The organism is Paenibacillus athensensis, assembly GCF_004514475.2.
Classification (GTDB): domain Bacteria; phylum Bacillota; class Bacilli; order Paenibacillales; family NBRC-103111; genus Paenibacillus_AL; species Paenibacillus_AL athensensis.
Genome location: NZ_MYFO02000006.1, coordinates 156861 through 176819, shown reverse-complemented (window position 1 = coordinate 176819; position 19959 = coordinate 156861). Strand labels below are relative to the sequence as shown.

Genomic DNA, 19959 nt, shown 5'->3' with positions numbered 1-19959 from the left:
CGATCATACACAGGTTTCTACTTTCATAATAATCAATTAAACCCAAGAAGAAAAGCCCCAATCGGGGCTTTAGCACTATAGTTCTTTGTGCAGGGTCGTTGTAATGAGCGGAAGCTCGAACGAATGGGCAAAATCGGGACTGACCGGCCGAACGCGAACGGAAAAATGCGCGCCGTGCGCAAGATGAGCCGGTAGCTCGGCTGTAAACGTCTGCAGCTGATCGACCAAATCGCCGGAAGCCTGCATCGGAACGATGACCTGCTCCCAAGCGCCGCTATGCTCCTCGTAATGCACGATTTCAACAAGCGTATCCGGCGGCCAGATCGGACCAAAGGCGATGTCGGCCGTCACGCGCTTCAAGGCTGGCTGCGGCGGCGCTTCTGAAGACGTCGTGCCCGACGAAGCGGCCGCTGCTGCGGCTGCAGTGACGGAGGCGGCTGTGCCGTCATCGACGGAAACAATCGCGACCTGATGCCAGTTGTCGCGGATGAATTTTTTGTAATCGGCGACCTTGATCGCGGTTTCGTAGCCATTCATCGCAAAGCGCGTCGCCCGGTCGGCGGTTGGCAAATACGTCTGCACGGTATAGTCCTGCACCATCCGGTGCGTATTGTAGGCTGGGCTCAGCGTGCGGATCGAGCGCTTCATGCGGTTGATCCACTGGTGCGGCAGCTCGCCCTGATTGTAGTACAGCGGGATGATTTCTTCTTCCAGCAGGCGGTAGATCGACTCGGTGTTCTCGCGCTCCTGAGCGGCCCAATCGGCGTCCTCGGTCGAGCCGATCGCCCAGCCGTTGGTGCCGTCGTAGCCCTCCTCCCACCAGCCGTCCAGCACGCTGAAGTTGAGCACGCCGTTCATGGCGGCTTTTTGTCCGCTCGTACCGCTCGCTTCCAGCGGCCGGCGCGGATTGTTCAGCCAGACGTCGACGCCGTGCACCAGGTAGCGGGCCAGATCGATGTCGTAATTTTCCAGCAGCACGACCTTGCCGGCAAACTCCTTGAGCTGCGAGATGCGGTGGATTTCGCGAATCAGCTCCTGGCCGGGATGATCCGCAGGGTGCGCTTTGCCGGCAAAAATGAACTGCACCGGACGCTGCGGATCGTCCAGCAGCTTGCGCAAACGGCGCAGATCGCTGAAGATGAGGTTGGCGCGCTTGTAGGTCGCGAAGCGGCGGGCAAAGCCAATCGTCAGCGCTTTTGGCGACAGATAGCCGCGCACCTCCTCGATCCGCTCCGCGCTGTCGCCATTGCGGCGGCGCTGCTCCTGCAGGTTGCGGCGGGCGGCAGCAATCATTTTTTCCTTGAGCTTCGTATGCACGCTCCAGATCGATTCGTCGGGGATCAGCTCGACGGATTGCCACACCTGCGGATTGGCCTGATCGTCCTTCCACGAGCCAGGCAGGAAGCGATCCAGCAGCGCCTTCCATTCCGGCGCGGTCCAGCTGTCGAGATGGACGCCGTTTGTAATTGCGCCGATCGGTACCTCGCGCGTTTCCACATTGCCGTGGAAGCTGCGGAACATGCCGCGCGACACTTTGCCGTGCAGCTGGCTGACCCCGTTGCGCAGTCCGGACGTATGAAGCGCCAGATGCGTCATGTTGAACAAGCCGGTCGCTTCGTCGCGGCCCAGATCGAGCAGCGCTTGGCGGTGTGCGCTCAGTTGGCCCAGCAGCGGTCCGAGATGATGCTCGACCATGCCGTACGGGAAGGCATCGTGCCCGGCCGGCACCGGCGTATGCGTCGTAAACACGGTAGCCGAACGGACGGTTTCCACGGCGGCGTGGAAGGGCAGGCCAAGACCGAGCAGCTCGCGCAGCCGCTCCAACGCAAGAAACGCCGCGTGACCTTCATTGATATGGTAGACGTTCGGATAGATGCCAAGCGCCCGCAGCGCCTTGACGCCCCCGATGCCGAGCACGATCTCCTGACTGATGCGCGTATCCTGATTGCCCCCGTAGAGCTGACCTGTCAGCTCACGGTCATCGGGCTGATTGGCGGCGATGTCGGCGTCCAGCAAGATGACGGGATTGCGTCCGACCTGCACCGTCCACAGCTTGAGCGTGACGGTGCGGCCGGGCATATCGATGGTGACGGTCAAATCGTTGCCGTCTTTTTGTGCAGGACGAATCGGCAGCCTTGCGAAATCATAATGCAGCTGCTCGGCGTGCTGGCCGCCTGACGCGTCGATTTTTTGCGTGAAATAGCCTTTTTTATATAAGAGGCCAACGCCTACGAACGGTAGTCCCAGATCGCTGGCGGATTTGCAGTGGTCACCGGCAAGCACGCCGAGACCGCCCGAATAGATCGGCAGCGATTCGTGAAAGCCAAACTCGGCCGAAAAATAAGCGATATGCACGGGCGTGCCGCTGCCGAAGCGCTGCTCAAACCACGTATGTCCGCTTTGCATATAATCGTCGAAACGGGCGATAACGCCTTGATACGCCTCCAGGAATCCGCTGTCCGCGCTCAGCTCCTGCAGCCGGGCGTCGTCCAGCTCCTGCAGCAGCCGCACCGGATTATGGCCGGTCTGCTCCCATTGTCGGGCATCCATTTGCTGAAACAGCTGAAGCGCGTCGTCGTTCCAGCTGAACCACAAATTGTAGGCCAGCTCGTTCAAGCGCGCGATGGCTGCAGGCAAAACTCGGGTTTGTGTCGTCATGGCTGCTTGCATGTCGTGTTGTCCTCTTCCCTGATCAAAATTTTCGAAAGTACCCATATTATCTGGTCCCACCAACCTTTTCATACATCATTTTGAGCAAGGCGCGTCCTATGTACAGCAAGAGCAGCGCTGCGAGCGCGGCGGCAAAGACGGCTGCGCCGGTCGGGATGACCCACGGCAGCCAGCCGGTGTAAGGAGTGGAAACGGCCTCTTTCGGCAAAAATACCGATAACGCCGCACCTGCGCCGCGCATGGGCCGCCACAGCGCCAGCACGAGCGCTGCAGCGAGCAGGCCGTGCGCCAGGCGGGCGACGGCAAACGGCGCATAGCGCAGGTTCGTTTGGCTGAGCAGGCTCATAACCTGAGCGTGCACCGACAGCCCGGCCCACGACAGCACAAAGGCGGCGATAGCGACTTTGCCGACCGCGGGTGCCGCGTCGGCTGCGCCGGCGGCCTTCGCGCCGAGCGTGACTTCGAACAGGCCGCTGACAACGGCTTGGGACAATGCGTCGGGAAGCCCGGTCGTCATGAGCAGCGTGCGAATACCGTAGAACAAGGCCCGCATCGCGCCGGCCGCTGTCAGTACCTCCAGCACGACGGAGAAAAAGACGACCAGCCCGCCTACGACGAAGATCAGGCCCAGCGACTGGCGGATTGCCTGCGCGACCAGCACGCCGAGCGGCCGACCGTCGAGCAGGCGCGCAGCGTGCATCGCCCGCAGGCCGCGCAGCCAGATCGAGCCGCGCGGGCGCACGGGCGGCGCGTCGGGCGCGCCCTGCGGCTGCGCCGTCAACGGCTCCGCGCCCGGCGCTGCGGCGGCTTCGGCCGACCCATGCGCCGAGCGGCCGCGGCCGTGGTAGCGCATGAGCAGGCCGACGAGCATCGCGGCGCCGTAATGCGCGGCGGCGAGCACCGGCGCCAGAGAGGCGTCGTGGAAGAAGCCGACCGCCACCGCGCCGATCAGGAAGATCGGATCGGAGCTCGTCGTGAAGGCGACGAGCCGTTCGCCTTCCTCGCGCGTAACGAGCCGCTGCTCGAACAGCTGGGCCGTCAGCCGGGCTCCCACCGGGTAGCCGGATGCAAAGCCCATCGCCATGACGAAGCCGCCGATGCCGGGAATGCGGAACACCGGCCGCATCATCGGATCGAGCACCGTGCCGAAAAAATGCACAATGCCGAAGCCCAGCAGCATTTCGGATATGACGAAAAACGGAAACAAGGCCGGGAACAGCACATCCCACCAAATGGCAACTCCGCGAACGGCGGCCCGCAGCGCTTCCTGCGGAAAGATGAGCAGACACAGCACGATGGAAAGCACGGTCAGGGATAGCGTCAATGCAGGCCACAAGCTGCGCTTTGGCATGATGGCGTCACCACCTCCTTCCCCAAATATATGAAAACAACGGGACAGACATTCCGCGCAAAAACTTGACCCGGGGTACTGTACTCCCTGTCGAACTATGGTACAATAGCACTACAAGGGTCATCTATCTCTGACAAAGGAAGTGAGTCATATGACGGGTGTAATTGCCGGCATTGTCGTATGTGCTTTTGTTTTTGTCATTAGAGAGACATTGATGAATTCAGCGGATGAGGATTGGGAGAATTAGACAAATGACGGACGAGAGCCGCAATTCGGTATATGAGCTGATCGGAGGAGCAGCGGGCCTGCGCAGTCTGGTGGAAGCCTTCTACCCCAAGGTGCAGGCGAATCCGCTGCTGGGACCGCTGTTTCCTGCCGATATTCAGCCGGTGATGGAGAAGCAGATTTTATTTTTAACGCAATTTTTCGGCGGGCCGCCGTTGTATTCCGAGGAATACGGCCATCCGATGATGCGGGCCAGGCACATGGCGTTTCCCGTGACAGTGGAGCGGGCGGACGCATGGCTGGGCTGCATGCGGGAAGCGATTCGCGAGGTCGGCATTCCTCATGAGCTGAGCGCGTTCATCCTAGAGCGCTTGAAGGGCTCCGCTTATCATTTTGTCAATACACCGTAAAGGCGGTCATGGCATGGTAGAACCTTTATATCCGATTACTGTGAAATGCACCTACTGCGAGAACAGCTTCCAGACGTCGCGCGTTCGGCCCAGCTTCAAGAAAGCGAAGCGGACGGACACCGACTTTTGCGTTCATTATAAAGATATCAATCCCGACTTTTACGTCGTGCGGATTTGTCCGTTTTGCGGCTATGCGAGTACGGAGAATTTCTCCGACAAGTGGACGCCGCAGCAAAAGAGCACGTTCCGCGAGAAGGTTGCGCTCAACTGGACGATGCGCGACTACGGCGGGGAACGGACCTGGGACGACGCGCTGCAGGCTTACAAGCTGGCGTTGGTATGCGCCCAGCTCAAGGATGAGAAGGCGCGCATTATCGCGGGCCTGCTGCACCATATCGCTTGGCTGTTCCGGTACAAAGAGGACTGGGAGCAGGAGAAGCGCTTCCTGATCTTTGCGCTGGACGCTTATGTCAGCGTCTTCGAGACCGAGGGCATGGATTTGAACAATGCGCGGCTGATGTTCCTGATGGGTGAGCTGAACCGGCGGTTAAAGCGGTATGGCGAAGCGGTCAAATGGTTCGCGCGCATTATCAACGACCGCAAGATTATGGACGCCGGGATGATCCGGGCAAGCCGCGAGCAGTGGGCGGTTACGCGCGAGGATATGCTGGCGGAGAAGCTGGAGCTTCCTGAGGAAATGAAGCAGGCTTAGGGCGAAGCCGCCCATAAACATGAACGAACGCTTGACTGGCGTCAGCACCGCGTTGAGGTGACGGAGGACAGTCAAGCGTTCGTTTTTTTGTCGTCGGGGACGGCGGCGTTATGAAACGTATAGCGGTTTTTGCCGCTATGCTTGGACGCGTACAACGCTTCGTCGGCTTCGGCGATGACGCGCTGCAGGTCGTCTTGCGCCCGGACTGCGGTCGAGATGCCGATCGAGATCGTGATGGACGGTGGCGGACCTTCGGACAGCTCGGGGATGCTCAGATTTTGCGCAGCAATCGCTTTGCAGAGCCGGTCGGCGTAAACAGCCAGCCGCTGGCGCTCGGTTTCCGTGCTGAGGAGAATGAACTCCTCGCCGCCGTAACGGGCGACATAATCGCGTTCGTCAATGAGCTGGCGCAGCGTGGCGCCGACGGTGCGCAGCAGCTCGTCGCCCTCCAGATGACCGAAGCGGTCGTTGTACATTTTGAAATTGTCGATGTCGATCATAAAAATGGAAACGCGGCGACGTTGCATCGTCTTGGCGGCAATTGCTGTGAAGCTGCGCAGGTTCGGCAGCTTGGTCAAGCCGTCCTGATTCGCTTGCAGCTCCAGCTGCCGCTGCAGCATCCAGCTTTTATTCTCGTCGTTGACCATAATAATCAGAATTGTCAGCGCGCCTGCCATAATCGCCAGCATGAACAGCTGTCCGGCCCAGAAATGCCAGGCCGCCGAGGGCTGCACGTAGAAGGCGATGAGCAGCTGCAGCGCAAGCAGCAGCGTGCAAATCAACAGTCCCTGTCCGAGCCGGATGTCCTTTAAGCCGGTGCGATATTCCTTCGTGTGAAAAAAGGAGCTGATCAGCGCAGGCATCAGCAGATCCTGGATGGAGTTGAACAGCCAGTGCGGCTCGCCGGAATAAATGCCGTATGCTGTTGGGAAAATCGTCGAAATCAGCGCCACCGGCAGTCCGTAGCGCAAGCCGGCCATGAAAATCGGCAGCGAGCGCAGATCGGCCAGCCCCCAATTCAGCGGGAGCGGCTGCAGCATCATGATGATGCTGGCCAGGCCGGTGAACAGAGGGGCAATCCAATCCTCGTAGGATTCAACGAGCATTTTGCCGCGGATTTTCATCGCGATATAGTTCAGCGTGACGAGGGTGCAGGCGCTGGTCAGGGGAATGAGATATTCATTCATCGTTAGTCATCCTGTTCCTTAACCGCCGGGGCGGACTATGATGGACGAATCGGACGATCAGCCAATAAATAATCGCGATCCGTATCGAGCAGCGTCACTTTGTTGAAGCAGCAGGGGAACACAAGCAGCTTTTTGCGGCCTTCGTGAATCTGCTGCAATTCGGCCGGCTTGAGCGGGAGCAGAACGTTGGGACGGGAGCAAAACGGGCATTCGTGTACATAAACGTCCTTCATAATGATTTCATAAGGCCATGTGTTGGCAAAAGGAATCAATGGCTATTCCACATCCTGACGGTTTGCATCGGGGGTTGCAGGGGATTGTTCCGAAGACGACGACTTGGCCAGCTCAGCCAGCTTTTGGAGCAAAATGTGCTGCGGCATATGCATCAGGTGCTCCAGCGGCACCTTCAGCTCAGCGGCGAGCTTTTGCGCGGTTTCGGCTGAAATTTGCAGAGGTTTCAACACGATTTCCTCCTAAAACGAGTATATGAAACAGTATTCTTTATTGATAACATACTTTTTCGACGGAAGCAATCGGCAATCCGGGCCGCCCGCGCGTTGGCGCTTGACGCCGCTTTATGATTTAATGGGAAAAACGGGAATCATCCCGGAGCCGGAGGGGACTAAGATGACAAATAAGCTTGCGCAAACATGGGATCTCGATCGCTTTTTTCCGGGGAGCAGCGATTCCCCCCAACTGGCCGCTTGGCTCGACGAATTGGAGCGGGAAATCGCCGGTTTTCAAAGCCGTGTAGCCGAGTCTGCGGCGCCTTCGTCAGCCGGTGAGGCGGCCCGGCCGCTCGTCGAGCTGGTGGAGCAGCTGCAGCGCATCCTGAAGCAGCTTCGCGAAGCGGATTCCTTCGTCAGTTGCCTGCTCGCCGACAATCAGAAGGACCGCAAAGCGCCTGTGCTTAGCGGGCGGGTCAAAACGCTGTATGCCGACTTCCAGTCAACGCTGACGCGATTCGACCAGTTGCTGACCGGGACGGCTGACGATGTGTGGGCGGAGCTGCTCGCGGAGGAGCCGCTGCGTGCTGTGGCGTTTCCGCTGGCCGAGCGGCGCGCGCTGGCGAAGGAGAAGCTGGCGCCGGAGCTGGAGGCGCTGATCAATGATTTGGCCGTAGATGGCTACCACGGCTGGGGCGATCTGTACAACACGACGGTCGGTCAGTTCCGCATGGTCGTGGAGGAAAACGGCGAGCCGGTGGAGCTGTCGGCCGGGCAGGCGTTCAACAAGCTGCATACGGCGGACCGCAGCGAGCGGGAGCGGCTGTTCGGCTTGTGGGAAGCGGCTTGGGCCGACAAGGCCGACTTTTGCGCAGAGGCGCTGAATCATTTGGGCGGCTTCCGCTTGCAGACCTACAAGGCGCGCGGCTGGAGCGACGTACACAAAGAGCCGCTGGCGATCAATCGCATGGAGGCCCGCACGCTGGCCGTCATGTGGGAGGTCATCGAGCGCAGCAAGCCGATGCTCGTTCGCTATTTGCAGCGCAAGGCGCAGCTGCTGGGCGTGGAGCGTCTCGCCTGGTTCGACGTGGATGCGCCGCTGGGCGACGCCAGCCGCAAGATCGATTATGACGAGGGCGCAGCGCTGATCATTGAACAATTCCGGCGCTTCAGCCCGAGAATGGCCGATTTCGCGGTCCGCGCCTTCGACAATCGCTGGATCGAAGCAGAGGACCGGCCCGGCAAGCGTCCGGGGGGCTTTTGCACCTCGTTTCCGGTGGCGGGCGAAACGCGGATTTTCATGACGTACGGCGGTACGGCCGATAACGTGGCGACACTGGCGCACGAGCTGGGCCACGGCTATCATCAGGACGTAATGAACGACATGCCGGCGCTGGCCCAGGAATACGCGATGAATGTGGCGGAGACCGCTTCGACGTTTGCCGAGATGATTTTGGCCGACGCAGCGGTTCGTGGGGCGGCCGATGACGAGGAGCGCATCGTTTTGCTGGAGGATAAAATTCAGCGCGCCGTCGCTTTTTTCATGAACATACACGCACGGTTTATTTTCGAGACGAACTTCTACGCCGAGCGGGGCCGCGGCTTGGTCAGCGCCGAGCGCTTGAGCGAGCTGATGGTGGACGCGCAAAAGCTTGCCTTCTGCGATGCCCTTTCGAGCTACCATCCGCATTTTTGGGCGGCGAAGCTGCATTTTTATGCCACCGAGGTGCCGTTCTACAACTTTCCGTACACGTTTGGCTACTTGTTCAGCGCCGGGATTTACGCCCGCGCCTTACAGGAGGGGCCGGGCTTTGAGCAAAAATATGTCGACCTGCTGCGCGATACGGGCAGCATGACCGTTGAGGAGCTGGCGCTCAAGCATTTGGGCGTCGACGTGACGCTGCCGGACTTTTGGCAAAGCGGCGTTGACATGGCGTTGGCCGATATCGAGCTGTTTCTGCAATTGATCGAGAGCAAAGTATAGGGCGGAAACAGATAGCAGCTATTACAAAAAACCTCCATCGTCCCGGCGGTTCGGGATGCCGCAAGAGCGCGAAAAATGCTCGTTTGCGATCGATGGAGGTTTTTTGTGTGGGGTGAAACGGGCTTACATTTTGAAAATTTGAATCGTGTGCTGCAGCTGGCTTACAATGCGCGTCATTTCTTCCGTCTGGCTGACGATCCCTTGAACGGTGGCGATTTGCTCGTTCATGGAGGCGGATACCTCTTCGGTTCCGGCTGCGGATTGCTCGGTAATAGCCGAAATGTTCTCCATCGCGGCGGCAATTTGCTGCGAGCTGGTCAACATCTGATCGCTGCCGTCGGCGAATCGGGTAATTTCCACCGAAATAAAGCCGACGCTATCGACGATTTGCGCGAACACCTTCTCGGTCTGATCAATCAGCACGGTTTGCTTTTTCACGACGTCTTCGTTGATTTGAATGCTCTGCAGCGCGTCCTTGATGCCTTGCTCGATGCTTTTGACGAAGCCGAACACCTCGCGCGTCAGCGAAGTTGATTCCTCGGCCAGCTTGCGCACCTGCTGGGCCACGACGGCAAACCCCTTGCCGTGCTCGCCGGCGCGGGCCGCTTCAATGGAAGCGTTCAGGGAGAGCAGGTTCGTCTGCTCGGCGATATCCGAAATCGAGCGCGTAACGTTGGAAATGCCGGCTGCTTGCTTGGCGAGCAAATCGATTGTAGCCGAAACCTGATTTGTAACTTCCACGTTGCGCTTCATGCCGGCGCCTTGGCTCTCTACCGAGGTGCGGCCTTTCTCAACCAGCTGCATCATCGCGTCGGAGCGGGTTTTCATTTCCTTGGCAGAGCCTGCGTAGTTGATCAGCTCGGTTTCAATCATGCGCGACGTCTGCGAAACGCCGGATACCTCTTCGGAAATCTGGCTGGCGCCGGAAGCCAGCTCCTGAGCCGAAATGCTGACCTGCTCCAGAACGCCGCGGAAATTCTCATTTTTCATATAAATGTCCCGGCTGGATTCAAACACCTGCTTGGTAATGCCGCCTGTATTTTGCAAAATGTCGCGCAGCTTGTCGATCATCTGGTTAAACGAACGGCCAAGCTGGCCCAGCGTGTCGTCGGATGTAACGGCCACCTTTTGCGAAAAATCTCCCTTAGCGATGTTCAAGGCGATGCGGGATAGCTCGGCGACCGGCTCGGTCAATTGCTTTTCGAACAGCTTGATGAAGGGAAAGCTCCCTACGACCAGCACGATCAAAAAGAGGATGCCGAGAAACCAATTCGAATCCGAGGCGAGCAGCAAAATCAGGATCATCAGCGCATTCAGTCCAATTAACGAATAACAACCGATTTGCAGCTTTTTTCGGAAAGAAAGGGAGGACAACTTATTCATCATACCGACTCCTCTGTACATATGGTTTTGTTTGAAAGCGTATACATTTACAAGGCACAACCAAATTATATCATTGTCCCCATGAAGATTCTACAGCGACTTGCCAAATTATCCGGCATTTTTCATCGGGGCTGGTGCTGGAGTCGGACTTGCATTATAATGGAAATATGACTAAAGGCAGTTAATGACGGGGGGTTGCTTGTGGGACTGAATAACTGCAAGTTGTGCGGCAAGCTTCATTTGAAGGGAGCGTCGGATTACTGTCAGGGATGCCAAAAGGAACAGGCTGCCACGTACCGGATGGTCCGCGAGTTCGTCAAAAGTCATCCCAGCAGCACGCTGCTGGACGTTCATCTGCATACAGGCGTGCCGATCTCCAGACTGCTGGATATGCAAAAAGAGTCCTATCTGCTTCACGAATCCTAGTCTGAAAGACCGGAGCCCGCTTTCGCAAGAAACGGGTCTTTTTTTGTCATAAAATTGTAAAATTCTGTTGTAATCCAAGCGTTCAGCCAGTATAATGGGCATAAGAAATAGTTATATTATTCCAATTTTATAAAAATAAGGAGGAAATAAATGATCTTGGAGCAGCTTCCGCTTGCCCGGCAGGTGGATTTGGTTTTTAAGGAAATTAAAGAGGAACTCGGCCAGCTGACCTCGGGAACGGTGTTTATTCAGATCCGCAACAATGTAATCGGCAAGTTCGGGGTCCGGCATCTTCCGCTGGAAAGCAAGGGGGGCGAGCTGGAGGTGAGCGGCAAGGGCTTATCCGCTACGCATTTCCAATCGTTCCGGCAAATGGCCATCGATTCGTTAAAGTATAAGAAGCATTGGACGCACGGCGAGATTTTGTTTGATTTTACATTAAAGCAGAATATGCTGTACGCCAGCGTACAATTTGAAAGCAATTACAACATGTCGAACCTGAACCATGCGAAAGCCTTGTGAATCAAGGCTTTTCTTTTTTCTCGCGGCATAGAGAGCAAGAGCGGAACAAGGGCGGATTTGCTCCCGAATGCGAAAAAAAGGGCGATTTCCCCATCGGATGACTGGTAGGGAGGCCCTTTTTGCATAAGTATAGGCGAAGCATTATCTGCTGAATTTGCCAGCGAGCTGTTGCTCGGCAATTTGCACCAGACGGCGAGTGATGTGACCGCCGATTGCGCCGGTGTCGCGAGTCGCCATAAAGCCGTAATAACCGTCTTGAGGAATTTGGATGCCCAGTTCTTGAGCAACCTCATACTTCAATTGATCGAGAGCCTGGTTGGCTTGTGGAACGACCAAGGAGTTGCTGCTGCGAGATTGTCCTGTACCCATCTGTATCACCTCCTTCAGTAATACGTAGTATGGGCGGTTTTGCAAAAAATACTCGCGAGAGTCATGGAAATTATTTCTGCGTCTGCGGATCCGGGGAGCAAGCGCAGAACAACTCTGCTATAATAGGTGAGGAATACAGGCAGCACGGAGGGACTTATGTTGGAAATTGTAGCGGAGCGCTGGTCGCTGGAGCGCGATTTGCAAATTATTCAGGCCGAGGTGAAGCTGACGGTCGACGGCGAAGCACTGGTTGAAGAGGCGTTGTGCATTGACGTCGGACTGCCGGCGTTGCTGTATGGTGCTTTCCATGATGTGGAGCCGAACCGCTGGGCGGCGGCGACGGAGTGGCGGCGGATGCCGTTTTTTGTGTGCGGCTGCGGTGATCCGGAGTGCCGGGGCTTTTCGTTCCGGGTGCGCCATCTGGACGAGCTGACGCTGGAGCTGACGGCGCTGGAGGAGCGGCAGGGGGACAAGCCGCGCGAAATGGAGCGCACGGTGCTGAGTACGCGGGAATATCGCCGCGAGGCGCTGCGGCTGGGACGTATGTATCTGGATTTCGTCGACGGGCTTGATTACCGGCCCTATTTTGCCGATACCGTGCCGGTGGTCGCCGAGCTGGTGGAGCGGCTGGAGCGGGAAGCCGGCTGATTGGATTTTGAATGAAGAGGGTAAGGTGGGATAGCATGGCGCAAGCCAAGTTTTATGTCGTGTGGGTCGGCCATAAGCCGGGTATTTACGGAACATGGGCCGAATGCCAGGCGCAGACGAAGGGGTATCCGCAGGCGCGGTTCAAATCCTATGAATCGCGGATTGAGGCGGAGCAGGCGTTGGCCAAGGGCTGGCAGAAGTCGCTGAATTTCAGCGGCAAAAGCGCCGGTGCAGGCGCCAAAGCCAAAGCAGGCGGCAGCGAGACGCCGCCCGAGGTCGATTACAACAGCATTTCCGTTGATGTGGGCTGCTCGGGAAATCCCGGGATTGTCGAATATAAGGGCGTCGATACGCGAACGGGCGAGATTTTGTTCTATCAGGGACCAATCGCCAAAGGCACGAACAATCTGGGCGAGTTTCTCGCCATCGTGCACGGTCTGGCTTATTTGAAGAAGATCGGCAGCGACAAAACGATATATACCGATTCGGTGACGGCGCTCAGTTGGATCCGCAAGCGCGAGGTAGCAACCAATCTGGTGCGCGACCGCTCGACGGAAGAGATTTGGACGCTGGTGGACCGGGCGCTCAAGTGGCTGAACGCGAATACGTATACGAACCGCATCGTGAAATGGGATACGCGCAAGTGGGGCGAAATCAAGGCCGATTTCGGGCGCAAATAAGCAGTCTGCTCCAGCTTGAGGGAAAGCGGGAAAAAACGCAAAAAGTATGATATGATAGATTCAATGTCCATTCGAATGCTAGGAGGAAGACACGAGATGTCCAAAGGAAAAATGCGAAGCGATATGATTAAAAAAGGTTTTGACCGCGCTCCTCACCGCAGCTTGCTGCGTGCGGCCGGCGTGAAGGAAGAGGATTTTGGCAAGCCGTTTATTGCGGTTTGCAACTCGTATATAGACATCATTCCGGGTCACGTGCATTTGCAGGAGTTCGGCAAGCTCGTGAAGGAAGCGATCCGCGAAGCGGGCGGCGTGCCGTTCGAGTTCAACACCATCGGTGTTGACGACGGCATCGCTATGGGCCACATTGGCATGCGTTATTCGCTGCCAAGCCGGGAAATTATCGCCGACTCGCTGGAGACGGTGGTTAATGCGCACTGGTTCGACGGACTTGTCTGTATCCCGAACTGTGACAAAATTACGCCGGGCATGATCATGGGCTTGCTGCGCGTCAACATCCCGACGATTCTCGTCAGCGGCGGCCCGATGAAGGCCGGTAAAGATAAAAACGGCAAATCGATTTCCTTGTCGTCCGTATTTGAAGGCGTGGGCGCTTTCCAAGCGGGCAAAATCGACGAAGCCGGTTTGGAAGAGCTGGAGCAATACGGCTGTCCGACTTGCGGCTCGTGCTCGGGCATGTTCACAGCCAACTCGATGAACTGTCTGGCCGAAGGTCTCGGTCTGGCGCTGCCGGGTAACGGCACGATTCTCGCTGTCGCCGAAGAGCGCAAGGAGTTCGTGAAACGTTCGGCTCGCCAGCTGATGGAATTGATCAAGCTAGACATCAAGCCACGCGATATCGTGACAATGGAAACGATCGACAACGCTTTTGCGCTGGATATGGCGATGGGCGGTTCCACGAACACGGTTCTGCATACGCTGGCGATTGCCCGCGAAGCAGGCTTCGAATATCCGATCGAACGCATCAACGAAGTGGCTGAGCGCGTGCCGCATCTGGCGAAAATCGCTCCGGCTTCCGACTATCATATCGAAGACGTGCATCTGGCCGGCGGCGTGAGCGCGATCATCAACGAGCTGCTGAAAAAACCGGGCGCGCTCGACGGCTCGCGCATTACCGTCACAGGCAAAACGCTGGCTGAGAACGTGGCCGGCTGCGAAATTTTGAACCATGACGTTATTCATTCGCTGGACAACCCGCACAGCGAGAGGGGCGGTCTGGCCGTTCTGTTCGGCAACCTGGCGCCGGAAGGCAGTATCATCAAGGTCGGAGCAGTCGACAAATCGGTAGGCGGCCGCCACGTCGGTCCGGCGATTTGCTTCGATTCGCAAGAAGACGCGCTGTACGGCATTGCCAACGGCAAGGTCAAGGAAGGCCATGTCGTGGTCATCCGCTACGAAGGACCTAAGGGCGGTCCGGGCATGCCGGAAATGCTCGCGCCTACGTCGCAGATCGTGGGCATGGGGCTGGGTGCGAAGGTCGGTCTGATCACCGACGGCCGCTTCTCCGGCGCGTCCCGCGGCATCAGCATCGGCCACATTTCGCCGGAAGCGGCTGAAGGCGGTCCGCTGGCGTTCGTACATGACGGCGATATCATTGAGCTGGATCTGGACAACCGCAAAATCGAGCTGCAAATCAGCGACGAGGAAATGGCGGCGCGCCGTGCCGAGTGGAAGGGCTTTGAACCGAAAATCCAATCCGGTTATCTGGCCCGCTACTCCAAGCTCGTTACGAATGCCAGCATGGGCGGCGTATTGAAAATTTAAGCGGCGATGTGTATAATGAGAACCACATTGATGCGATGACGGGAACAAGTACGTTTGTTGACGCTTCTCAGAGAGCCGGTGGCAGGTGCGAATCGGTGGAGCAGGCAAGCGGAATGGGTCCTTGAGCATGAGGTTGAACGGCGTCTAGCGCGCGTAGGGCCCAAGGTCCGAGCGAGCGCCGACAGGCGCTGAGTATGCCGAACGGCTGCCCGCCGTTACCGGGCTGAAGGCTTTTTCCGATTCCGCACGTGCGGTTTGTCGGGAAAAGCGAATTAGGGTGGCACCACGGTCTCTCGTCCCTTGCGGACGGGAGGCCTTTTTGCGTTTGTCGGTTTGCAGTCCCGGGCGAAGCTTGGGCAGCAGCGCTGCTCTGCAAAGGGAGCTAAAGCAGCGCTGCGCGGTAGAAGGCGGCCGGTGGGCGGTTGGACGGACTGAGGTATGGTGTCGCGCCCCTGGCGGGCTCGGCGGGGCCGTCCGCGCGTTCACGACCTGGTTGCCTGGGGAACCCGGAGCATCGGTAGCTTGGCGGTGCCGCTTGCGCGTTTGTGGCCCGGTTGCCCGGAGCAACCGGAGCATGGCGGAGCGCAGATTGGATCAGGATGCCGGGCTTGATGGCAGATGCCGTCAGGGCGGCGGATTCGCACGATTTTGACGATAAAGGAGCTGTTTTTGAATGAAACGAGTATTATCCGGTATTCAACCGAGCGGTCAGCTGACGATTGGCAACTACATTGGCGCGCTGCGCAATTTTACCAAGATGCAGCATGATCATCGCTGTTATTTTATGGTCGTCGATTTGCATGCGATTACGGTTCCGCAGGAGCCCGAGGCGCTGCGCGAGCAGACGGAGTCGGTGGCGGCGCTGTATTTGGCGGCGGGGATCGATCCGGACAAGGCGTCGATTTTCCTCCAGTCGCACGTTTCCGCACATGCCGAGCTGGGCTGGCTGATGACGACGCTCACCTATATGGGCGAGTTGGAGCGGATGACGCAGTTTAAAGACAAGTCGGCCGGCAAGGACTCGGTAGGCGCCGGGCTGTTCACGTATCCTTCGCTGATGGCAGCGGATATTTTGCTGTATAATGCCGATTTGATTCCGGTGGGTGACGATCAAAAGCAGCATTTGGAGCTGACGCGCGATTTGGCGAACCGGTTCAACAACCGTTTCGGCGATACGTTCACGATGCCGCAGCCGTATATGCCGGAGGTAGGGGCGCGCATTATGTCGCTCGACGACGCGTCGAAAAAGATGAGCAAAAGCAACCCGAACGCTGGCAGCTATATCGCCTTGCTGGATGAGCCGGATGTGATTCGCAAAAAGCTCAGCCGCGCCGTGACCGATTCCGGTCGCGAGGTGAAGTTCGATCCGGCAAGCAAGCCGGAGGTGAGCAACCTGATCAGCATTTATTCGCAATTTGCCGATCTGAGCGTGCGGGAGATCGAAGCGAAATACGAGGGCCAAGGCTACGGGCCATTCAAAAAGGATTTGACCGAGCAGGTCGTGGCGGTGCTGGAGCCGCTGCAGCAGCGGTACCGCGAGGTGCGCAGCTCCGGCGTCATCTACGACGTGCTGCGCAAGGGCGCCGAGGAAGCGGCCGAGGTCGCCGATGCAACGCTGCGCGAGGTGAAGCAGCGGATGGGCTTTTTGCCGCGGCGTTAAGCGCGCCGAGATCAGGCGGAGCCGCAGGGGCGAGCGCTGGCGGCGCAGCCGGGGGCGTGAGCGGGCTGGCGGCGCAGCCGAGGGGCGTGAGCGGGCTGGCGGCGCAGCCGGGCCGGCCAATCGCCGCCCGCGCGGCCAACGCGCCGACCGACCGGACGGCGCGCGCCCATGACAAAAAGACGCTGGCCCCTCCACGGATGAACCGTGGTCGGGTAGCGTCTTTTTGTCATGCCCCGTCGCACCCCGTTCCGGTGCGACGCAGCCCCGCGTGCCCGCCCTGCGCAGGCACGCCCCTCAAACGCTCGGCAGCGCGGCCGCCGAGCAATCGCTGCGGTCCCCGCTGGCGACACGAGCGTAAATCCGCTCGTATTGCCCGGCGATGACCGCAGCCGAGAAGTGGCTGCGCGCGCGCTGCAGCCCCGAAAGCGAGAACGCGTCGTACAACTCGCGGTTCTGCAGCAACTGGACGGCATAAGCCGCCATCCGTTCGGTATCGCCGACCGGAGCGAGGAAGCCGTCCACCCCGTGGCGGATCACCTCCGGGATGCCGCCCGAATCGGAGCCGACCGTCGGCACGCCGCCAGCCATTGCTTCGAGCGCGACGAGCCCGAAGCTCTCCTTCTCCGATGGCAGCAGCAGCAGGTCGGCCAGGCCAATAACCTCGGCGACGTTGTTTTGCTTGCCGAGGTAATGCACCCTGTCGGCCAAACCCAGCTGCTTGACCTGCGCAACCGCTTTGGCCAAGTCCGGGCCTTCGCCGACGAACAGCAGGCGGGACGGCATCTGCTCGTTCACTCTGGCGAAGATGTCGACGACGTCCGGCACGCGCTTGACGGGTCGGAAATTGGACATGTGCAGCAGAATGCGCTCATCCGCAGGCGCGTATTGCTGGCGCAGCGCGGGGTTCGCCGGAGCGATGTAATCCCGGCCATCGACGAAGTTGTACACCAGCTCAATCGGTTTCTCGACCTGCAGCGTGGCGTAGGTTTCGTCGATCAAATCCTGCGACACGGCCGTGACGGCGTCGCTTTGATGAATCGCCAGCCGGATCAGGTCGCGCAGCGACGGGTCCTGACCAAGAATCGTAATATCGGTGCCGTGCAGCGTCGTCACGACCTTGAGCTGCGGCCCGACCATCTGCTTGGCGAGATACGCGCAAATCGCGTGCGGAACGGCGTAATGCACGTGCAGGATATCGAGCTGCTGCTGCTTGGCTACCTGCGCGAGCTTGTTCGCCAGCGCCAGATCGTAAGGCGGGTAGCGGAAGACGTAATAGTCGCTGACTTCGACTTCGTGATAAAAAATATTCGTATGGAACTGCCCGAGCCGAAACGGCATACGGTCGGTAATAAAATGCACCTCATGGCCCTGTTCGGCCATCAGTTTGCCAAGCTCCGTCGCGACAACGCCGGAGCCGCCCAGCGTGGGATAACATGCGATGCCGATTTTGAGCATCCGTTCCGCCCCGTTTCTATCCAAAATGATTTTGTTTCCGAAATGAAATATTTCATTTTTGGTAATATATAAGGTGAAAAAAAGTAGCGTACAAGGACGACTACTTTGCATGGACCGTGAAAACTGGCAGGTATTAACAAAAGTATAGCTTCCCGGACAAGAAGCTGTCAACGTGCGGACGGCGGCGCGCCGTTTTTTTTGCGTTGACGCGCTTTGACGGCGAAGCCCCAGCCGATGAACAGCAGGGCGGCGACAGCGCAGACGAGCACCATCCATGGCTCGCGCACGCTGATGAAAAAGCTGATCGAGGCCAACAGCAAGGTGCCGATCACGGCAAAAAGAAGGGCCAACGGTTTGCTCATAACGGGTACAACCTGCTTTCTTTTTTTAAGCAACATTGTACCACAGGAAGCCGGACCGCGGGCGATTTTTGCCTGCTGAATTTTTTTATCGGTGCGCGCATAGAATTTCGTTTCCTCCACATACTAGGATTGCAAGCTTGCAAATACATCAAAGATCAATAGCTGACTGAAAGGAGTCTGATCCTTATGGGTACAGGACAATCTCGCAACAGTAACACGCTGGTAGTTCCGCAAGCCAACCAAGCTCTCGATCAATTGAAGTATGAGGTAGCTCAAGAACTGGGCATCCAAATTCCTCAAGACGGTTACTACGGTTTCATGGCTACCCGCGACACGGGCGCTATCGGTGGTCACATTACCCGCCGTCTGGTGCAAATCGCCGAGCAAACGCTTGCCGGCCAATTCCGTTAATCGGCAGCCGAGTTTATTCGTTCAATAAGCTTTTATGTTTGATGTAGAAGATATAAAGCCCAGGGGGAATCCCTTGGGCTTGTATTGCGTTGTCTGCACCGCGAGAGAACGAAATTTTCGGTTCGCTGGGGTGGCGCGAGACTGCTGTCAGACCGGCCGGATCATACAAAAAAACCGCGCATCCGCAGGGATTTCCCGCGAACGGCGGTCAAACGGCGTTATGCGCGCGGATTACTGCTTAATAAGTGTCAACGCGCAGCTTTTTGCCCAAGCGAGATTCGCTGACCCAACCGACGTACGAATCGATGGTTTGGTAGTCGTGATCGAGCAGCAGCACGGCAATGAACGGATACTGCTTGCGGTGGCGGTAACGAACGTCGACCCAGCGCACCTCGTAGCCCCAGGCGTGCTCTTTCATTTCGGCGCAGGCGTAGGAGGAGAAGTACAGCAGCGCCTGAATGTCTTCATGCTGTTTGGACGCTTCGACAGCCGGATGCTCCACGCAGCGGATCGAATCGATCCACTTGAGCTTGCCGTTGCGCAGCTCGCCAAGCTGGAAGCTGCCGTCCGTCCGTTGTTTGACCACGTTCCAGACGTAAAGATTCAGCGTTGTGCCGAGCATATAACGGTCGCCCGGCATGTAGCCGGCGTCTTTGTGGCGCAGCCCCTTCGTCAGCAGATAATGGTCCGCCGAACGCCAGATGTAATACAGCGCAAGCAGGGCATAAAGCGTCGGAAAAATCACGGTTGGCGGCGCGATGCGGAAGGACCACATCAGCAGCGCAGCCAAATGGCTCACAAAGATAAACGGATCAAAAATGTGTATAATGTTCCATGACACCCATTTCTCCGAAAACGGCCGCAGCGCCTGGGTGCCATACGTATTAAACAGATCGGTAAAGACGTGGAAGCATACCGCGATGCCGACCCACAGCGCCAGATGCGCCAGCGGCAGGGTGTGAGCGAATAGCCCGATGGCGCCGGTAATGAGCGCGGTCCAGATGAACAGGGCGGGAATCGCATGCGAGCGGCCGCGATGATTGCGAATGTACACGGCATTGCCCTTCAAGCGCAGCAAACCGTCAATGTCGGGAATTTGCGAGCCGGCGACAGTGCCGATCAGCACCGCAGTTGTCATCGCTGAGCTTGAGGCTACGACAGGATCGATTTGGGCCAAGCCGGCAAGTCCGAGTCCAATGACCAGATGTGTTCCTGTGTCCAAAACAAGTTCCCCCCATAAAAGCTTTCCTTCGGAAAGCGGATTTGGTTGTTCTCC

Annotated in this window: 20 protein-coding genes; 10 read left to right on the top strand and 10 right to left on the bottom strand. The window is 57.9% G+C overall.

The genetic code is table 11. The features are described 5' to 3' along the window. Positions 1-75 precede the first annotated feature (75 nt). Both glgP and ylbJ read right to left on the bottom strand, forming a co-directional pair. Positions 76-2670, bottom strand: a complete 2595-nt coding sequence (glgP, locus tag B5M42_RS13525; protein ID WP_134750890.1) for an alpha-glucan family phosphorylase — start codon at positions 2668-2670, stop codon at positions 76-78. A gap of 46 nt (positions 2671-2716) precedes the next feature. After that, positions 2717-4021, bottom strand: coding sequence for a sporulation integral membrane protein YlbJ (gene ylbJ / locus B5M42_RS13520; RefSeq protein WP_134750892.1), 1305 nt, complete (start codon positions 4019-4021; stop codon positions 2717-2719). A 251-nt stretch (positions 4022-4272) separates the two neighbouring features. Here ylbJ and B5M42_RS13515 point away from each other — a divergent pair, with 251 nt between their 5' ends. Together B5M42_RS13515 and B5M42_RS13510 are read left to right on the top strand one after the other, a co-directional pair. Continuing rightward, on the top strand, positions 4273-4656 hold the full coding sequence (locus tag B5M42_RS13515; protein WP_134750894.1) for a globin domain-containing protein: 384 nt from the start codon (positions 4273-4275) through the stop codon (positions 4654-4656). 13 nt (positions 4657-4669) lie between these two features. Then, positions 4670-5368 carry a DUF2225 domain-containing protein gene (locus B5M42_RS13510; RefSeq protein ID WP_134750896.1) on the top strand — a complete coding sequence of 233 codons (699 nt, stop codon included), beginning with the start codon at positions 4670-4672 and terminating at the stop codon, positions 5366-5368. Between the two features lie 71 nt (positions 5369-5439). Here B5M42_RS13510 and B5M42_RS13505 read toward each other — a convergent pair whose 3' ends face one another. Genes B5M42_RS13505 through B5M42_RS13495 form a run of 3 tightly spaced genes read right to left on the bottom strand, consistent with a single transcriptional unit; the run spans position 5440 to position 7016 of the window. After that, on the bottom strand, positions 5440-6555 hold the full coding sequence (locus B5M42_RS13505; protein ID WP_134750898.1) for a diguanylate cyclase: 1116 nt from the start codon (positions 6553-6555) through the stop codon (positions 5440-5442). Positions 6556-6590: 35 nt separating this feature from the next. Then, entirely contained in the window at positions 6591-6827 is a 237-nt protein-coding gene (locus tag B5M42_RS13500; protein WP_134750900.1) for a hypothetical protein, read from the bottom strand. A 3-nt stretch (positions 6828-6830) separates the two neighbouring features. Continuing rightward, entirely contained in the window at positions 6831-7016 is a 186-nt protein-coding gene (locus B5M42_RS13495; RefSeq protein WP_134750902.1) for a YycC family protein, read from the bottom strand. 166 nt (positions 7017-7182) lie between these two features. Between B5M42_RS13495 and B5M42_RS13490 the strand changes: the two genes are divergently transcribed. Continuing rightward, positions 7183-8985, top strand: coding sequence for a M3 family oligoendopeptidase (locus B5M42_RS13490; protein ID WP_134750904.1), 1803 nt, complete (start codon positions 7183-7185; stop codon positions 8983-8985). A gap of 123 nt (positions 8986-9108) precedes the next feature. On the opposite strand, the gene B5M42_RS13485 is transcribed toward B5M42_RS13490, so the two are convergent. Further along, positions 9109-10371, bottom strand: a complete 1263-nt coding sequence (locus tag B5M42_RS13485) for a methyl-accepting chemotaxis protein (protein ID WP_329959313.1) — start codon at positions 10369-10371, stop codon at positions 9109-9111. A gap of 198 nt (positions 10372-10569) precedes the next feature. On the opposite strand from B5M42_RS13485, the gene B5M42_RS13480 reads away from it, so the two are divergent. Both B5M42_RS13480 and B5M42_RS13475 read left to right on the top strand, forming a co-directional pair. Beyond that, positions 10570-10794 (top strand): hypothetical protein, encoded by a 225-nt coding sequence (locus B5M42_RS13480; RefSeq protein ID WP_134750907.1) that lies wholly within the window; start codon positions 10570-10572, stop codon positions 10792-10794. A 150-nt stretch (positions 10795-10944) separates the two neighbouring features. Then, on the top strand, positions 10945-11316 hold the full coding sequence (locus tag B5M42_RS13475; RefSeq protein WP_134750909.1) for an O-methyltransferase: 372 nt from the start codon (positions 10945-10947) through the stop codon (positions 11314-11316). Between the two features lie 141 nt (positions 11317-11457). Here B5M42_RS13475 and B5M42_RS13470 read toward each other — a convergent pair whose 3' ends face one another. Next, positions 11458-11685 carry an alpha/beta-type small acid-soluble spore protein gene (locus B5M42_RS13470; RefSeq protein WP_134750911.1) on the bottom strand — a complete coding sequence of 76 codons (228 nt, stop codon included), beginning with the start codon at positions 11683-11685 and terminating at the stop codon, positions 11458-11460. 156 nt (positions 11686-11841) lie between these two features. Here B5M42_RS13470 and B5M42_RS13465 point away from each other — a divergent pair, with 156 nt between their 5' ends. The 4 genes from B5M42_RS13465 to trpS all read left to right on the top strand — a co-directional run bounded on the left by B5M42_RS13465 (position 11842) and on the right by trpS (position 16455). After that, a complete protein-coding gene (locus tag B5M42_RS13465; protein WP_134750913.1) occupies positions 11842-12333 on the top strand; it encodes a hypothetical protein in 492 nt (163 codons plus the stop codon). Positions 12334-12368: 35 nt separating this feature from the next. Beyond that, positions 12369-13013 carry a ribonuclease H gene (rnhA, locus tag B5M42_RS13460; RefSeq protein ID WP_134750915.1) on the top strand — a complete coding sequence of 215 codons (645 nt, stop codon included), beginning with the start codon at positions 12369-12371 and terminating at the stop codon, positions 13011-13013. A 96-nt stretch (positions 13014-13109) separates the two neighbouring features. Continuing rightward, entirely contained in the window at positions 13110-14795 is a 1686-nt protein-coding gene (gene ilvD, locus B5M42_RS13455) for a dihydroxy-acid dehydratase (protein ID WP_134750917.1), read from the top strand. Between the two features lie 673 nt (positions 14796-15468). Next, a complete protein-coding gene (trpS, locus tag B5M42_RS13450) occupies positions 15469-16455 on the top strand; it encodes a tryptophan--tRNA ligase (protein WP_134750919.1) in 987 nt (328 codons plus the stop codon). A 294-nt stretch (positions 16456-16749) separates the two neighbouring features. On the opposite strand, the gene bshA is transcribed toward trpS, so the two are convergent. After that, positions 16750-17910, bottom strand: coding sequence for an N-acetyl-alpha-D-glucosaminyl L-malate synthase BshA (bshA, locus tag B5M42_RS13445; protein ID WP_134750921.1), 1161 nt, complete (start codon positions 17908-17910; stop codon positions 16750-16752). Between the two features lie 167 nt (positions 17911-18077). Beyond that, a complete protein-coding gene (locus B5M42_RS25545) occupies positions 18078-18392 on the bottom strand; it encodes a DUF5325 family protein (protein ID WP_230632894.1) in 315 nt (104 codons plus the stop codon). 66 nt (positions 18393-18458) lie between these two features. Between B5M42_RS25545 and B5M42_RS13435 the strand changes: the two genes are divergently transcribed. After that, positions 18459-18683 carry an alpha/beta-type small acid-soluble spore protein gene (locus B5M42_RS13435; RefSeq protein WP_134750923.1) on the top strand — a complete coding sequence of 75 codons (225 nt, stop codon included), beginning with the start codon at positions 18459-18461 and terminating at the stop codon, positions 18681-18683. 238 nt (positions 18684-18921) lie between these two features. Here the strand turns inward: B5M42_RS13435 and B5M42_RS13430 are convergent, their stop codons facing one another. Beyond that, entirely contained in the window at positions 18922-19905 is a 984-nt protein-coding gene (locus B5M42_RS13430) for a metal-dependent hydrolase (protein ID WP_134750925.1), read from the bottom strand. Between the last annotated feature and the right edge of the window lie 54 nt (positions 19906-19959).

What these genes read in the sequence shown, in the direction of transcription:
- trpS (WP_134750919.1), top strand. Translation starts at nt 15,469, where the DNA reads ATGAAACGAGTATTATCCGGTATTCAACCGAGCGGTCAGCTGACGATT.
- B5M42_RS13435 (WP_134750923.1), top strand. Translation starts at nt 18,459, where the DNA reads ATGGGTACAGGACAATCTCGCAACAGTAACACGCTGGTAGTTCCGCAA.
- B5M42_RS13510 (WP_134750896.1), top strand. Translation starts at nt 4,670, where the DNA reads ATGGTAGAACCTTTATATCCGATTACTGTGAAATGCACCTACTGCGAG.
- B5M42_RS13465 (WP_134750913.1), top strand. Translation starts at nt 11,842, where the DNA reads ATGTTGGAAATTGTAGCGGAGCGCTGGTCGCTGGAGCGCGATTTGCAA.
- glgP (WP_134750890.1), bottom strand. Translation starts at nt 2,670, where the DNA reads ATGCAAGCAGCCATGACGACACAAACCCGAGTTTTGCCTGCAGCCATC.
- bshA (WP_134750921.1), bottom strand. Translation starts at nt 17,910, where the DNA reads ATGCTCAAAATCGGCATCGCATGTTATCCCACGCTGGGCGGCTCCGGC.
- B5M42_RS13515 (WP_134750894.1), top strand. Translation starts at nt 4,273, where the DNA reads ATGACGGACGAGAGCCGCAATTCGGTATATGAGCTGATCGGAGGAGCA.
- ylbJ (WP_134750892.1), bottom strand. Translation starts at nt 4,021, where the DNA reads ATGCCAAAGCGCAGCTTGTGGCCTGCATTGACGCTATCCCTGACCGTG.
- B5M42_RS13490 (WP_134750904.1), top strand. Translation starts at nt 7,183, where the DNA reads ATGACAAATAAGCTTGCGCAAACATGGGATCTCGATCGCTTTTTTCCG.
- rnhA (WP_134750915.1), top strand. Translation starts at nt 12,369, where the DNA reads ATGGCGCAAGCCAAGTTTTATGTCGTGTGGGTCGGCCATAAGCCGGGT.
- B5M42_RS13475 (WP_134750909.1), top strand. Translation starts at nt 10,945, where the DNA reads ATGATCTTGGAGCAGCTTCCGCTTGCCCGGCAGGTGGATTTGGTTTTT.
- B5M42_RS13470 (WP_134750911.1), bottom strand. Translation starts at nt 11,685, where the DNA reads ATGGGTACAGGACAATCTCGCAGCAGCAACTCCTTGGTCGTTCCACAA.
- B5M42_RS13485 (WP_329959313.1), bottom strand. Translation starts at nt 10,371, where the DNA reads ATGATGAATAAGTTGTCCTCCCTTTCTTTCCGAAAAAAGCTGCAAATC.
- B5M42_RS13505 (WP_134750898.1), bottom strand. Translation starts at nt 6,555, where the DNA reads ATGAATGAATATCTCATTCCCCTGACCAGCGCCTGCACCCTCGTCACG.
- ilvD (WP_134750917.1), top strand. Translation starts at nt 13,110, where the DNA reads ATGTCCAAAGGAAAAATGCGAAGCGATATGATTAAAAAAGGTTTTGAC.